General features: G+C 72.2%; 12 protein-coding genes. 8 read left to right on the forward strand and 4 right to left on the reverse strand.

Features of this window, described 5'->3' with window-relative positions:
- Positions 1–101 precede the first annotated feature (101 nt).
- Together ACGF3A_RS42195 and ACGF3A_RS42200 are read right to left on the reverse strand one after the other, a co-directional pair.
- A complete protein-coding gene (locus ACGF3A_RS42195) occupies positions 102–338 on the reverse strand; it encodes an antitoxin (protein ID WP_393736327.1) in 237 nt (78 codons plus the stop codon).
- Between the two features lie 45 nt (positions 339–383).
- Entirely contained in the window at positions 384–896 is a 513-nt protein-coding gene (locus ACGF3A_RS42200) for a hypothetical protein (protein ID WP_393736329.1), read from the reverse strand.
- Between the two features lie 187 nt (positions 897–1,083).
- Between ACGF3A_RS42200 and miaA the strand changes: the two genes are divergently transcribed.
- From miaA to hflX, 6 genes are all read left to right on the forward strand, one after another.
- Positions 1,084–2,034 carry a tRNA (adenosine(37)-N6)-dimethylallyltransferase MiaA gene (miaA, locus tag ACGF3A_RS42205; RefSeq protein ID WP_393736331.1) on the forward strand — a complete coding sequence of 317 codons (951 nt, stop codon included), beginning with the start codon at positions 1,084–1,086 and terminating at the stop codon, positions 2,032–2,034.
- Between the two features lie 108 nt (positions 2,035–2,142).
- Positions 2,143–2,706, forward strand: a complete 564-nt coding sequence (locus ACGF3A_RS42210; RefSeq protein WP_393736333.1) for a hypothetical protein — start codon at positions 2,143–2,145, stop codon at positions 2,704–2,706.
- 35 nt (positions 2,707–2,741) lie between these two features.
- Complete coding sequence (dapF, locus tag ACGF3A_RS42215; RefSeq protein ID WP_393736335.1) at positions 2,742–3,617, forward strand: diaminopimelate epimerase; 876 nt, start codon at positions 2,742–2,744, stop codon at positions 3,615–3,617.
- 130 nt (positions 3,618–3,747) lie between these two features.
- Positions 3,748–5,904 (forward strand): RelA/SpoT family protein, encoded by a 2,157-nt coding sequence (locus tag ACGF3A_RS42220; RefSeq protein WP_393736337.1) that lies wholly within the window; start codon positions 3,748–3,750, stop codon positions 5,902–5,904.
- A gap of 91 nt (positions 5,905–5,995) precedes the next feature.
- Positions 5,996–7,531, forward strand: a complete 1,536-nt coding sequence (locus tag ACGF3A_RS42225) for a M1 family metallopeptidase (protein WP_393736339.1) — start codon at positions 5,996–5,998, stop codon at positions 7,529–7,531.
- Between the two features lie 165 nt (positions 7,532–7,696).
- Positions 7,697–9,187 (forward strand): GTPase HflX, encoded by a 1,491-nt coding sequence (gene hflX, locus ACGF3A_RS42230; RefSeq protein WP_393736342.1) that lies wholly within the window; start codon positions 7,697–7,699, stop codon positions 9,185–9,187.
- Positions 9,188–9,308: 121 nt separating this feature from the next.
- Here the strand turns inward: hflX and ACGF3A_RS42235 are convergent, their stop codons facing one another.
- Both ACGF3A_RS42235 and ACGF3A_RS42240 read right to left on the reverse strand, forming a co-directional pair.
- Positions 9,309–10,532: a trypsin-like serine peptidase gene (locus tag ACGF3A_RS42235; protein ID WP_393736344.1), complete on the reverse strand. Its 1,224-nt coding sequence runs from the start codon at positions 10,530–10,532 to the stop codon at positions 9,309–9,311.
- A 152-nt stretch (positions 10,533–10,684) separates the two neighbouring features.
- Positions 10,685–11,905, reverse strand: coding sequence for a trypsin-like serine peptidase (locus ACGF3A_RS42240; protein ID WP_393736346.1), 1,221 nt, complete (start codon positions 11,903–11,905; stop codon positions 10,685–10,687).
- Positions 11,906–12,217: 312 nt separating this feature from the next.
- Here ACGF3A_RS42240 and ACGF3A_RS42245 point away from each other — a divergent pair, with 312 nt between their 5' ends.
- Positions 12,218–14,416, forward strand: coding sequence for an IucA/IucC family protein (locus ACGF3A_RS42245; RefSeq protein ID WP_393736348.1), 2,199 nt, complete (start codon positions 12,218–12,220; stop codon positions 14,414–14,416).
- A gap of 44 nt (positions 14,417–14,460) precedes the next feature.
- Complete coding sequence (locus tag ACGF3A_RS42250) at positions 14,461–15,234, forward strand: GNAT family N-acetyltransferase (protein WP_393736350.1); 774 nt, start codon at positions 14,461–14,463, stop codon at positions 15,232–15,234.
- Positions 15,235–15,254 lie beyond the last annotated feature (20 nt).

Below are 15,254 nucleotides of genomic sequence, written 5' to 3' on the forward strand. Positions count from 1 at the left end.
GGGGGGGCGGGGGCCCCCGCCCCCGGCCCGCGGGGGGGGGGGGGGGGGGGGGGGGCCCCCCCCCCCCCCCCCCCCCCCCCCCCCCCCACCGCGGGGACCTCTTAGGAGGCGGGGCCTGAGCCCGGGCCGCCCGGTCCGTCGCCCTTCTTGCCGTCGCCCTTGCCGTCGTCCGAGAGCTTGCCGGCCGCGTCCTTGGCCTTCTGGGTCCCGGACTTGATCTGGTTGGTGTACTTGCCCTTGGTCTTGGAGTCCGCCACCTGCGCGGCCTTGTCCAGCCCCTGCTGAACCTTGTCCCCGTGCTGGCCCATCAGACCCTTGACCTTGTCCATGAAGCCCATCGCGGTCACCTTCCTCCCAGCCTGTCCGGGCGGTCCCCGGACGGCTTACTTACGGGCGCTCTCGCCGGCCCCGCTGTCAGCGGCCTCCTCGGCCGACTGCTGCTTGGGGATGCCGACTCCGCCGTCACCGGCTTCGACAGTAGCGCCAGAGCCCTCGTCACCGCTCCGGGAGTCCTCGTCAGGGCCCGCTTCCGCGCCCTTGGCGGCGTCCGCTGTGGCGCCCTCCGTGGTGCCCTCCGCGCCCGTCTCGTCCGCGCCGTCCGCCTTGTCCTCGCCGTCGGCGCCGCTGCCGCTGTCGGTGCTGTTCGAGGTGTCGGTGCTGTCCTTGCCGCCTTCCGTGCCGTCCGGGCTTTCGGCGGCCTCCTTAGAGGCTTCCGTAGAGGCGTCCGTGGCCTTCGCGGAGGCGGTGGCGCCCTCCGTGTCCTTCCGCTCGCCCTCGGGGGCGGGAGCGGGCTCCTCCGCGGGTCGCGCGTCCGCCGCTGATTCCTCCGCGGGAGTGGCCGTGGAGGCGTCCTCCGTTGACTTGCCGGACGAACGTCGGAGAAGCTTCGCAAACACGCCCATATTTACTCCAGACCTTACTCGTGTGGGCGAAATCCCGCGCCTTGCGGAGCGTCTCTTTGCGCCGCTCCGAGGCACCGGTCCGGAACCGGCTGTCGGAACCTCGCAACTGGCAACGACCCCATGAGGGGGGCGTCACGTCGCTCGTTCGAGAAGGCGGGTGGAGGTTTGCGAGACTTACGGGGTGAACTCCCCGACCCCCTCCCTCCCCTCCGCCCCGCCCGTGGTGGCCGTCGTCGGCCCCACCGCGGCGGGCAAGTCCGACCTGGGCGTCTTCCTCGCCCGTGAGCTGGGCGGCGAGGTCATCAACGCGGACTCGATGCAGCTGTACCGCGGCATGGACATCGGCACGGCCAAACTGACCGTCGAGGAACGGCAGGGAGTGCCGCACCACCTGCTGGACATCTGGGACGTGACCGTGGCGGCGAGCGTCGCCGAGTACCAGAAGCTCGCCCGCGCGGAGATCGACAGGCTCCGCGCCGAGGGCCGCTTCCCGGTCCTCGTCGGCGGCTCCGGGCTGTACGTGCGGGGCGCGATCGACACCATGGACTTCCCCGGCACCGACCCGGCCGTCAGAGCGCGTCTGGAGGCGGAACTCGCGGAGCACGGCACCGGACCGCTGCACGCCCGCCTGGCGCACGACGACCCCGAGGCGGCGCGGGCCATCCTGCCCAGCAACGGCCGCCGCATCGTCCGCGCCCTGGAGGTCATCGAAATCACCGGCCGTCCCTTCACGGCCAACCTGCCGGGGCACGAGTCGGTCTACGACACGGTCCAGATCGGCGTCGACGTGGCCCGCCCCGAGCTGGACGAGCGGATCGCCGACCGCGTCGACCGTATGTGGGAGGACGGGCTCGTCGACGAGGTGCGCGAGCTGGAGGCCGCCGGGCTGCGCGAGGGGCGCACGGCCTCGCGCGCGCTGGGGTACCAGCAGGTGCTGTCGGCGCTCGCCGGGGAGTGCGCGGAGGACGTCGCGCGGGCCGAGACCGTACGCGCCACCAAGCGCTTCGCGCGCCGTCAGGATTCGTGGTTCCGGAGGGATCCCCGGGTGCATTGGCTCAGTGGGGCGGAGGCGGACCGCGGGGAACTCGCGGGACAGGCGATGGCGTTGCTCGAAAGGGCGGTCACAGCCTGATCACGTGATGGCATCGGGAAGCCCTGGGCGACGTTGGCAGCTGTCTGGGCGTGCCATCATCGACCATCGTTCGGAGCCGTTAAGCCGGAGTTGGGAGGGCGTGTGGCGATGGATGCCAGCCCTCGTGACGACGACGGGACGCCGGGGGACGGCGTGCGCCGGGTGAAGGACGGGCCGCACCTCCCGGACGCCCGGCGGGGCGCTCCCGAAGATCTTCCCGTCGAGCCGCTCGACGCCTCCCCGGCCCTCGGCGGGCCCGTGGACATCGAGGCGGACCTCGACGAGGACGAGGCGGATCCGGAAGCTCCGCAGGACCTCTCCGAGACCCCCGTGGAGCCGCACGAGCTCCGGCCGCAGCGCAAGCTGCGCCTGTGGCAGCTCGCCCCGATCGTGGCGCTGGGCGCGCTCGGCTCGCTGATGTTCGCCTTCCCGCTGGCCTTCGAGCCCGGGGGCAGCTCGGGCGCCGTCGTCTCGATGCTCGGCCTGCTCATCTGCGGCTGCGCGGCGGGCTGGGGCGTCATGGCCGCCCGCAGGGTCGGGCACACCTGGCCGGGCCTGCCCCCGCGCGGCTCGGGCCGCCGCCCCGACTGGCGCGTGGTCGCGGTGTACGCGGTGGTGGTCTGCACCGTCGTCGTGCTGGCCGTGCTGCGGGTCGCCCGGCTCAGGAGCTGACGAGCTGTATGCGCCGGTCCCGTACGATCGTCGGTGTGACCAGCGCGCAGGGAGTGCCGTTCCTCAAGGGACACGGCACGGAGAACGATTTCGTGATCATTCCCGACCCGGACGGGACGCTCGACCTGTCCCCCGGGGCGGTGGCCCGGCTGTGCGACAGGAGGGCCGGGATCGGCGGCGACGGCCTGCTCAGGGTCGTCCGGTCGGCCGCGCACCCCGAGGCGCGCGCGATGGCCGGGGAAGCCGAATGGTTCATGGACTACCGCAACGGTGACGGTTCGGTCGCCGAGATGTGCGGCAACGGCGTGCGGGTCTTCGCGCGCTATCTGGAACACGCGGGACTGGCCGAGCCCGGCGACTTCGCCGTGGCGACCCGCGCGGGTGTGCGCACGCTGCACCTCGCGAAGGAGGGCGGGGACATCACCGTCGGCATGGGGAAGGCCGAGGTGCCCGAGGGCCCCGAGGGCGAGGTCACCGTCGGCGTGGACGGGCGGACCTGGAGCGCCCGCAAGATCGGCATGGGCAATCCGCACGCGGTCGCCTTCGTGGACGACCTCGCGGACGCCGGGCCGCTGTACGAGGCCCCTGACGTGGCCCCCGCCTCCGCCTACCCCCACGGGACGAACGTCGAGTTCGTCGTCGACAGGGGCCCCTGCCACGTCGCCCTGAGGGTGCACGAGCGGGGCTCGGGGGAGACGCGTTCGTGCGGTACGGGCGCCTGCGCGGTGATGGTGGCCGCCGCCCGGCGCGACGGCGCGCGGCCCGAGCGGGACGGCATGCCCGTGACGTACACCGTGGACGTTCCCGGAGGCCGGCTCGTCATCACCGAACGGGCCGACGGGGAGATCGAGATGACCGGGCCCGCCGTGATCGTCGCGGAGGGCAGAATCGATTCCAGCCTGCTTCCGTAAGAAGCCGGGCGTAAACGTCGCACGATGGGGTGATCCCGCTCACGGCGGGCAATGTCCCGTCAGCGGCGCGTGATGGGGTCGGAGAGCAACACCCCCGAGCCCGGGGCGTGTGCGGAAGCGGGAGGTGCCCATGAGCGCGGTGCGCAGTCTGCGGAAGCTCAGCAGGGCGGCGTTGCTGAGCGCCACACCGCGGGACTCGCTGCCCGACGCCATCGAGCATGTCGCCAAGGTCCACAAGGCGCACCATCCCGGGGCCGACCTGCGCGCGCTGCGCCGGGCGTACGTCCTCGCGGAGTCCTCGCACCGGGGACAGATGCGCAAGAGCGGCGAGCCCTACATCACGCACCCCCTCGCCGTCACGCTGCTCCTCGCCCAGCTGGGCGCCGAGACGACGACGCTGACCGCGTCCCTGCTGCACGACACGGTCGAGGACACCGAGGTCACCCTCGACCAGGTGCGCGGCGAGTTCGGCCCCGAGGTCTGCTATCTGGTCGACGGCGTCACCAAGCTGGAGAAGGTCGACTACGGCGCGGCGGCCGAGCCCGAGACCTTCCGCAAGATGCTGGTGGCGGCGGGCAACGACGTCCGGGTGATGTCCATCAAGCTCGCCGACCGGCTGCACAACATGCGCACCCTCGGCGTGATGCGCCCCGAGAAGCAGGCCCGTATCGCGAAGGTCACCCGGGACGTGCTCATCCCGCTGGCCGAGCGGCTCGGGGTGCAGGCGCTCAAGAGCGAGCTGGAGGACCTCGTCTTCGCGATCCTCCACCCCGAAGAGCACTCCCGTACGCGCGAGTTGATCCGCGAGAACGTCAAGCAGCCCGATCCGCTCACCGAGATCGCCACCGAGGCGCGCAGGCTGGTGCGCGAGGCCGGGATCACGGCCCAGGTGCTCATCCGCCCCCGGCACACCCTCTCGGTCCACAAACTTCTGCTGAAACGTGGCGAGCTGGGCACCTGCGACTTCGGGCGGCTGCTGATCCTGGTCGGCGAGGACGCCGACTGCTACGCGGTGCTGGGCGAGCTGCACACCTGCTTCACGCCGGTGATCTCCGAGTTCAAGGACTTCATCGCGGCCCCCAAGTTCAACCTGTACCAGTCGCTGCACACCGCCATCGCCGACGAGCGGGGACGGGTGGCGGAGGTCCTGGTGCGTACGCGCAGGATGCACCGGGTCGCCGAGGCCGGGGTCATCGCCCTGGGCGACCCGCATGACGGGGGCGACTCCCGGGACGCCCCGGGGGAGACGGGCGAGCGGGCCGACCCCACGCGCCCGGGCTGGCTCTCCCGGCTCCTGGAGTGGCAGAGCCACGCCCCCGACCCGGACACGTTCTGGACGGAGCTGCGGGACGAGCTGGCCCAGGACCGTGAGATCACCGTCTACTGCGCCGCTCCCGGCAGCTCCGCCGCCACGGGCGGCGCCCTGCCGCTCCCCGCCGGGGCCTCCTGCGTGGACGCGGCGTACGCCTGCCTGGGCGAGGCCGCGCACCGATGTATCGGCGTACGGGTCAACGGGAGGCTCACCGCGCTCAGCACGGTGCTGCGGGACGGGGACGCCGTCCAGCTCTTCCTGGAGCCCGCCGCCGCGGCCGGGCTCTCCGGTCCGTCGCCGGAATGGCTCGACCATGTGCGTACGCCAGCGGCCCGTATCGCCATCCGTACGTGGCTGGCCGCGCACGGCTCCGGCCAGAAGGGCGAGGAGGAGCCCGCAGAGGGTGCGTCCACCGTGCCGGGGGAGCACTCCGCGGCCCCCCAGGGCGCGTCGTCCGACGACGGGGCGGACGGGCAGGACGTGCCGGACGCCCAGGACGGCCTGAACGGTCTGGAGGAGAGCGTCCCGCTCGTCGTGGACCTCCCGGACGCGCCCGTACGGCTCGCCCGCTGCTGCACGCCCGTGCCGCCCGACGCGGTCACGGGGTTCGCCGTGCGGGGCGGGGCCGTGACCGTCCACCGTGACACCTGCCAGACGGTGGCCCGGATGGCCTCGTCGGGGCGGGCTCCGCTGGACGTGCGCTGGCAGCAGGGCACGACCGGCTGCCGCGTCACCCTGCGCGCCGAGGCGCTCGGGCGGGCCCATCTGCTGGCCGACCTCACCGAGGCCATCGCGGCCGAGGGGGCCGCGGTGATCTCCGCCGACGTCGAACCCCCGCGCGAGCAGCGCGTCCGGCACACGTACACGCTCCAACTGCCCGACGCGCGGGGCCTTCCCTCGCTGATGCGCGCCATGCTGCGCGTTCCCGGGGTGTACGACGTGACGCGCGCGGCACGGCCGCTGCCCACCGGCTGACGGCGCGTCCCGGGGCGGTCGGCGGCCCCATTCGGGTGGGCCGTCCACGCGTCGCCCCGGCGGCGGTGCCGGGCGCTGATAGCGATGTCCCATGGTCCGCCGCACAGCCTCCACGGCTCTTCCCACAGCCCTTCCCGCACTCGCCCGTGCCCTGCCCCCGCGGCTGCGGCGCGGCGGCGCCGTGGCCGCCGGTGTCACCGTGACGGTGCTCTCCCTCGTCGCGGCCGCGCTCCCGGCGCCCGAACCGCTCGGCATCGGGGACCGTCTCTTCCCGACGCTCGGCAACCCGGGCTACGACATCGGCTCCTACGACATCGCGTTCCGCTACAGCGGCGACAAGAACAAGCCGCTCCAGGCGCGTACGGTCATCGACGCCCGTGTCACCGCGGACCAACTGGACCGCTTCAACCTGGACTTCGCCGCGGGCACCGTCCGCTCCGTCCAGGTCAACGGAATGGACGCGCGGTACGAGCGCACCGGTGAGGACCTCGTCGTCACTCCCGCCGTCCCGCTGCACAAGGGGACGAACCTGCGGGTCGACGTCCGGCACACCAGCCGCACCAAGGGCATCGCCCATGGCGCGTGGGTGCACACCAAGGACGGTCTCGCCATGGCCGCGCAGGCCGACGCGGCGCACCGCGCGTTCCCGTCCAACGACCACCCGTCCGACAAGGCGCGCTTCACCTTCCGCCTGACCGCGCCGAAGGGCATCACCGCCGCCTCCGGCGGCACCCTGACCCGCCGCGACCGCGCGGGCTCCGCGACGACCTGGACGTACCGTCTGGCGCACCCGATGGCGACCGAACTGGCACAGGTGTCGTTCGGCCGTTCCGTCGTCCCGCGCAGGACAGGGCCGAACGGCGTGCCCGTACGGGACGTCGTCCCCAGGGATCAGCGGAAGGCCCTGGAGCCCTGGCTGAAGAAGACCCCGGCCCAGATGGAGTGGATGGAGCGCAGGGTCGGCCGGTACCCGTTCGAGAACTACGGGCTGCTCGTCGCCGAGGCGCGGACCGGGTTCGAGCTGGAGACCCAGACGCTCTCCCTCTTCGAGAGGGACCTGTTGACCTCCAGCGCGTACCCCTCCTGGTACAAGCAGTCGGTCATGATGCACGAACTGGCGCACCAGTGGTTCGGCAACAGCGTCTCCCCGCGCGAATGGAGCGACCTGTGGCTCAACGAGGGCCACGCCACCTGGTACGAGTGGAACTACGGCGCCGGACTGGGCGGCACCCCCCTGACACGCAGGGTGCGCGCCGCCTACGGCCAGTCCGACGACTGGCGCGCCCGGTACGGGCCGCCCGCCGCGCCGCGCGCCGCCAAGGACGGCAAGCGGTCGGAGATCTTCCGGCCCACGGTCTACGACGGCTCGGCCGTGGTGCTCTACGCGCTGCGCCAGAAGATCGGCAAGGCCGCCTTCGACCGGCTCCAGCGCGTCTGGGTCGCCGAGCACCGGGACGGCAACGCCTCCACGGCCGACTTCACCCGGCTGGCCAGCCGGATCTCCGGCCAGGATCTCGGCGGATTCCTGCACGCGTGGCTGTACGACAGGAAGACCCCGCCGATGCCGGGCCACCCGGACTGGAAGCAGGCCGAGAAGCCGAAGCGGAGCGGTCCCCAGGGCCGCTAATACGGGTGACGGGGCCCGCGCGGCGTGCGACCATCGCTGGGCCGGACGCCGCGCGGACGGGACAGTGAACCGTTCAGGCGGGAGCGCCAGCAGGTCACGGGGAATCTTCTCCGGGGCACGGGCGTTCTTCCGGTACAGAAGATTTCCCTCGACGTAAGGATGCACTTGACCCTCTCCTCCTCCCTTCCACAGAACGGCAAGCGCCTCTCCCAGACGGACCGCCGAGCCGACGCCCTGATGGAAGAGGACGTCGCACGGAGTGACGTGTTCGACGGGGACCGTGACGGTGAGCAGTTCGACCGCTCGGACCGTGCGGCACTGCGACGGGTAGCGGGCCTCTCCACCGAGCTGGAGGACGTCACAGAGGTCGAGTACCGGCAGCTCCGCCTGGAGCGCGTGGTGCTGGTCGGCGTCTGGACCTCGGGCACGGCGACCGACGCGGAGAACTCCCTCGCGGAGCTCGCGGCCCTGGCCGAGACCGCCGGAGCCCTCGTGCTCGACGGCGTCGTCCAGCGGCGCGACAAGCCCGACGCGGCGACGTACATCGGTTCGGGCAAGGCCATCGAGCTGCGGGACATCGTCCTGGAGACCGGTGCGGACACCGTCGTCTGCGACGGTGAGCTGACCCCGGGCCAGCTCATCCACCTGGAAGACGTCGTCAAGGTCAAGGTGGTCGACCGCACCGCGCTGATCCTCGACATCTTCGCCCAGCACGCCAAGTCCCGAGAGGGCAAGGCCCAGGTCGCCCTGGCGCAGATGAACTACATGCTGCCCAGGCTGCGGGGCTGGGGCCAGTCGCTCTCCCGGCAGATGGGTGGCGGTGGCTCCGGTTCCGCGGGCGGCGGCATGGCCACGCGTGGTCCCGGTGAGACCAAGATCGAGACGGACCGGCGGCGGATCCGCGAGAAGATGGCGAAGATGCGCCGGGAGATCGCGGAGATGAAGACCGGCCGCGACATCCAGCGCCAGGACCGCAAGCGCCACAAGGTGCCCTCGGTCGCCATCGCCGGATACACCAACGCGGGCAAGTCCTCGCTGCTCAACCGCCTCACCGGCGCGGGCGTCCTGGTGGAGAACGCGCTGTTCGCCACCCTGGACCCCACGGTCCGCAAGGCGGAGACCCCGAGCGGGCGGGCGTACACGCTGGCGGACACCGTCGGCTTCGTGCGCCACCTTCCGCACCACCTCGTCGAGGCGTTCCGCTCGACCATGGAGGAGGTCGGCGACGCCGACCTGATCCTCCATGTGGTCGACGGCGCGCACCCGGCGCCGGAGGAGCAGCTCGCCTCGGTCCGCGAGGTCATCCGCGACGTGGGCGCGGCCGATGTCCCGGAGATCGTGGTGATCAACAAGGCGGATGCCGCCGATCCCCTCGTCCTCCAGCGGCTGCTGCGCGCCGAGAAGCACGCGCTGCTCGTCTCGGCCCGCTCCGGCCAGGGCATCGACGACCTGCGCGAGCTGATCGACAACGAGCTGCCGCGTCCCTCGGTAGAGCTGGAGGTCCTCCTGCCGTACACGGAGGGCAAGCTCGTCTCCCGGGTGCACACCCAGGGCGAGGTGCTCTCCGAGGAGCACACCGACACGGGCACGCTGCTGAAGGCACGCGTCCACGAGGAGCTCGCCGCCGAGCTGCGGAAGTTCCTCCCGGTCGCCTGACGGAGCGCACGTACGGTCCGCGCGCGGACCGTACCGACGTACCGCATGCGGAAGGCCCGCCCCCTCGCCGTGAGGGGGCGGGCCTTCGCCGTTCTCTTTCCCGGGCGGTGCTATGACCGGGTCAGTTCGCGCCCGCGTACTTCTTGCTGATCGCGTCGAAGACGCCCTTGGCCGTCGAGCCGAGGCGCGGTCCCGCGAGCCACTTGGCGGGCACCGGGCCGATCGAGTTGACCGAGATCAGCTCGGGCTTGCCGCCCGCGCCCTTGATGAGCCAGCCGCCACCCGAGGAGCCGCCCGTCATGGTGCAGCCGATGCGGTACAGCGGCGGCTGCTGCGGGTCGAGGGTCAGCTTGCCCGGCTTGTCGGTGCACCGGTACATCTTCGCGCCGTTGAAGGGCGCCGCCGCCGGGTAGCCGTACGAGCTGACGCCCGCGATACGGGAGGCCGTCGGAGCCTTGAAGTTGACCTTCACGGCCGCGCCGACCGACTCCTCCAGGGACTTGCCGCCCTTGTTCACCGGCTCGACGCGCAGCACGGCGAAGTCCTGCTGGGAGCCGCCGCCACCGGACTTGGCGCCCTTCTTGATCCAGTAGTTGGAGGTCTGCGCCCACTTCGCCCAGAACTGGCCGTACGGGGCGACCTCCTGCGGGCTCGCGTTCTCCACGGCCGAGGGGGACAGGCCCTTGTCGTTGTAGGCCGGGATGAAGGAGATGTTGCGCAGCCAGCCGCCGCTCTTGCCCGAGTGGACGCAGTGTCCCGCGGTGGCGACCAGGTTGGACTTCCCCGGGTTGCGGGGGTCCTTCACGACCGTTCCGGAGCAGACCATGGGCCCGGACGGGGTGTCCATGAACACCTTGCCCGCGGGAGCGGCGTTCCGGGTGTACGGCGTCGGTACGCCCTTCGCGCCGACCGGACGGGGCTCTGCCTCGGTGGCAGGGGATCCCGAGGCGCTCTGGACGTCGGCGGCGACGTGCTTCTCGTTGTCCTCCGCCTTCTTCATCCGCTCCGGCTTCCAGTGACCCTTGATGTACGGGTTGAGGAAGTCACCCGCCTCACGGAGCCACTGGTCCTTGTCCCAGTTCTTCCACGCCCCGCCCCGCCACTTGTCGAGGTCCTCCAAAGAGGTGGGCAGATCGTCCGGCAGGTCCTTGGGAAGACCGAGCCGGTCCTTGGCCTCCTTGGCCTTGTCGGCCGCGTCCGCCGAGGCTCCGGCCTTGGCGCCGTCCGACTTGGTGTCGTCACCGCCGCCCGAGTCACAGGCTGTCGCGGTCACGGCCAGGGCCGCCACCGCGGCGAATGCGGCCAGTGCCCGCCGCCTGTTCCCGGGTCTGCGTATCAGTGACATGGGTGAGAGATCCCCCTTGATGGCTCGGCGCGCGAGGGCGCCGTCGTCGTTCTCCGTACTGGCGTGACTGGACGTGCTGTGTGCGGGGCGCGGGACGCGAGGTGCGTCAGCCCCGCGGGCCGAGGTGCGTCAGCCCCGCGGGCCGAGGTGCGTCAGCCCTGCTTGCTGACGACGTCGAAGACGCCCTTCGCCTCCTTGCCGAGGCGCGCCCCGGCGAGCCAGTCCCGCGTGGCGGGACCGATGGAGGTCACCGAGAGCAGCCGCTTGCCCGAGGCGTCGAGCCAGCCGCCGCCGGACGAGCCGGCCGTCATGGTGCAGCCGATGCGGTACATCGTCGGCTGCGTGGTGTCGAGCGTCAGCCGTCCCGGCCTGTCGGTGCACTGGTACATCTTCGCCCCGTCGAACGGCGGCGCGGCCGGGTAGCCGACGGCCTTCAGGCTCGACAGGGACTTCACGCGCGGGGTGCTGAACGTGGCCTGGACGGCGCTGCCCACCGTCTGCTCCAGCGTCGCGCTGCCCTTGTTCTCGGGCTGCACCTTGATCACGGCGAAGTCCTGGGGCGCGCCCTTGCCGCCCTTGTCGGCGCCGTTGTTGATCCAGAAGTCCGTCGTCCGCGCGTGCTTGGCCCACCAGATGCCCTTGGGCGCCACGTCCTGCTTGGGGGCGTTCTCCAGCTGCGCGTTGGGCATGCCCTTGGGGTTGTAGTCCGGCACGAACACGACGTTGCGGAACCAGCCCTTGCCCTTGCCGCCGTGGACGCAGTGTCCGGCGGTGGCGACCAGGTTGGACTTGCCCGGGTTGCGCGGGTCCTTCACCACGGTGCCCGAGCAGACCATCGCGCCCTTCGGGGTGTCCATGAAGACCTTGCCGACCGGCATGTCGTCCTGGTCGTACGGGGTCTTGACCGCGGCCGCCTTGACCTCGCGAGGCGTGGGGTCGGTGACGCCCTGGTCCTCGCCCGAGCCGTCGCGGCCCCCGCCGCCGTCCTCGATGTCGCCGTCATCGACCTCGCGGTCGTTGCCGTCGGCGTCCTTCATCCGGTCGGGGTTCCACAGGTCCTTGATGATCGGGTTGAAGAACTCCTTGGCCTCGTCCAGCCACTTGTCCTTGTCCCAGTTCTTCCAGTCCCCGTCGCGCCACTTGTCGAGGTCGTCGAGGGAGGTGGGGAGCTCATCGGGCAGGTCGTCCGGCAGCCCCAGGTCGTCCTTGAGGCTCTTTCCGGGCTTGTCCGTCTGCGTCGCCGAGGGAGTGGGCTTTTCGTCCGCTTTATCCTCTTCCGGGCCGCAGGCGGTGGCGGTCACCGTCAGCACGGCTGCGACCGCTGTCGCGGCCAGCGCCGACCGGCGCCACGCGGGCCTGGCTATCGATGGCATGGCTGAACTCCCCCTGAAAGTGGATCGTCGTGCCGTGAAATTGTCATGCACCTCGTCGGGCGGGGCGGCCCCCACTATGCCCGGTGAGGTTGGGGACGGGGACAGCAGGGTCATCGGTTCCCCCGGCCCGCGCGGCCACGCGATCGCCGTTCTCCGCCGCCGCCTCGGCCGCTGCCTCCGCCCTCGCCTCGGCCTCCGCGAAGGGATCTTCGGACCGGCCGTGATCCCGGGCCCTCCGCTTCGTTGGTACGTACGGGGGAGAGTGGCTCGCTGCTCAGCGCGCCCAGTCGACACCAGCAGGAGGAGACCTCAGTGAACGCGCGCTCCGGACCTGAAGGCGCCCCGAAGGGCCCGGTCCGTAAACGCCTTGCCCGGCTGATCGACCCGGCCGTGCCCAGGCAGTCGCGTCGCGGCCCGCGCCACGAGGAGCTGGGCACGGGGCCGTACGCGCACGAGCTCGCGCATCCCCGCCCGGAGGGCCCCCACGGGACCGAGGACCCCAGATCCACCGCGACGGACGCGTGGGAGCCGGTCGGCGACGGTGACGGCCCCGCCCGCACGGACGCTGGAGCCGCTGGAGCCGGTAACCCCTCCCTCACGTCCACGACGCCCCTCACGCCCGCCGGAGGCCCGTACGGCGCGTCCGAGGGCCCCGGTGCGACCGACGTGACCGGCGTGACCGGCGGGCTCGCAGGGGACCCGCTGGAGGCCGTCGACGCCCAGGTGGCCGCCGATGCCGCCGCCGTCGAGAACCTGCTGCGCTGCTGGGTGCGCGAGACCGGGCTGACCAGCCCGGACGACGGCGCCCTCGTCGTCCCGCTCGCCGCCTCGGGTACGAGCCTGCGGGTGCCCGTACTGCACTGGTCCGCGACAGGGTGGCACCGGTTCGGGGCGCCCCGTATGGACAGCGCCCCCGAGGGAGCGGCCCCCGTCGACGCGGTCGCGCTCGCGGCCCTCATCGGGCGCGAGGCCTCGCACAGGGCCGTACGGGAAGCCTCATCTCGTACGGCGGCGGAAGCACCGTCCCCCGTCCCCGCGCCCGGGGAGAGCGCCGCGCTGGTCGGGCGGGTGGCCGACTCCGTGCGGCGTACGGCCGGATTCCTCGCCGAGCGGCGGACGGCCGTACGGAGCGCGCCGCACGGGGACGTGTTCCTCGACGCCGAACAGTCGCTCCTTTTCGGGCACCCACTCCACCCCACGCCGAAGAGCCGCGAGGGACTGTCGGAGGCCGAGTCGCGGGCGTACTCGCCGGAGACGCGGGGCGCGTTCCCGCTGCACTGGATGGCCGCCGAACCGTCCGTCCTGGCGGGCGACTCGGCGTGGACGGACAAGGGCAAGCCCGTACCGGCACAGGCCCTCGTCACCCGTCTCGCGGGGAAGGCGGTGGCGGAACGGCTGCCCGAGGGGACCGTTCCCGTACCGCTGCACCCCTGGCAGGCACGGGAACTGGGCCATGACCCCGCCGTGACGGCCCTGCTGGACGCGGGGCTGCTGCACGACCTGGGGACCGGCGGCGAGATGTGGCACCCCACCTCGTCCGTGCGCACCGTGTACCAGTCGGGCGGCAGCGCCATGCTCAAGCTGTCGCTCGGCCTCCGTATCACCAACTCGCGCAGGGAGAACCTCCGCAAGGAGCTGCTGCGCGGCGTGGAGGTGCACCGGCTGCTGCGCAGCGGGCTGGCCTCGGCCTGGCACGCGGTTCACCCGTCCTTCGACATCGTGCGCGACCCCGCCTGGATCGGCGTCCAGGGCCCGGACGGCGAGCGGATGGGCGGCTTCGACACCGTCGTCCGGCACAACCCGTTCGCCCCGTCCGACGCCGCCCTGTGCGTGGCCGGACTGGTGTCGCCACGGCCCGGACGGGAAGTGGGGGGAACGGCGCTCCGTTCGCGCCTCTCGGAACTGGTCGCCGGGCTCGCCGCCCGTACGGGCAAACCGGCGGCCGCCGTCGCGGCGGAGTGGTTCCTGCGCTACCTCGACGCCGTCGTGCGTCCCGTCCTCTGGCTGGACGCGCACGCGGGCGTCGCCCTGGAGGCGCACCAGCAGAACACCCTGGTCCTGCTCGACGCGGACGGCTGGCCCGACGGAGGGCGCTACCGGGACAACCAGGGCTACTACTTCCGTGCCTCCCGCCGCGACGAACTCGCCCGGCGGCTGCCGGGGACGCGCCTCGGCGAGGACAGCGACACCTTCGTCGACGACGACGTCGCGACCGAACGGTTCGCGTACTACCTCGGCATCAACAACATCCTCGGCCTCATCGGCGCCTTCGGCGCCCAGGGGCTCGCCGACGAGCAGCTGCTGCTGGCCGCCTTCCGGCGCTTCCTGGAGCACGAGGCACGTGGTACGGACGGCGCTCCCGTCTCACCGCTTCCCGCGCTCCTTCTGGACTCGCCCACCCTGCGCTGCAAGGCGAACCTGCTCACCAGGCTGCACGGACTCGACGAACTGGTCGGACCCGTCGACACCCAGTCCGTCTACGTCACCCTCGACAACCCCCTCGTGCCCTAGCGACCGGAACAGAGCAGCCGAAAGAGACGAGAAGAGACGTCGTCATGTCGCACCCCCGACCCCAGCCGGCGCCACGCGCGCACTCCAGCAGCGACGACACGGTCACCGCCGACAGCGGGGACGACACCCTCGACCTCGAACTCCCGCAGGAGCTCACCGAACTGCTCGCCGCACGCGACGGGTACACCGCACAGGAGCCCCCGGCCCCGGAAGGGCGGGCAGGGAGGGAGGAGAGGGAGGACCGGGAAGACCTTCTCGACTCCCTCGCCCGCTGGCCCGCCACGGAGACGGCCGCGGGGCTCCTCCAGCTCGTCCCGGTCCATCTGGGCCGGGATCTGCCTCTGATCTCCGCCTGGATGAACGACCCCGCCGTGGCGGCCTTCTGGGAGCTGGAAGGGGCCGAGGAGGTCACCTCCGCGCATCTGCGCCCCCAGCTCGACGGCGACGGGCGCAGCGTGCCCTGTCTCGGCGTGCTGGACGGCACTCCCATGAGCTACTGGGAGATCTACCGCGCCGACCTCGACCCCCTCGCGCGCCACTGCCGCACCCAGCCGCACGACACGGGCCTCCACCTGCTGATCGGCGGCGTCGCCCACCGCGGGCGCGGCGTCGGTACGGCCCTGCTGCGCGCCGTCGCCGACCTCGTGCTCGACCAGCGCCCGCTGTGCACCCGTGTCCTCGCCGAACCGGACGTACGCAACACCCCGTCCGTCGCGGCGTTCCTGGGCGCGGGGTTCCGCTACAGCGCCGAGGTCGAACTCCCCGGAAAGCGCGCCGCGCTGATGGTCCGCGACCGCGCGCTGCGCGGCGCGCTCTGACCCCGCCCCGGCCGCACCGC

The organism is Streptomyces sp. NPDC048172, from assembly GCF_043202595.1.
GTDB lineage: Bacteria > Actinomycetota > Actinomycetes > Streptomycetales > Streptomycetaceae > Streptomyces.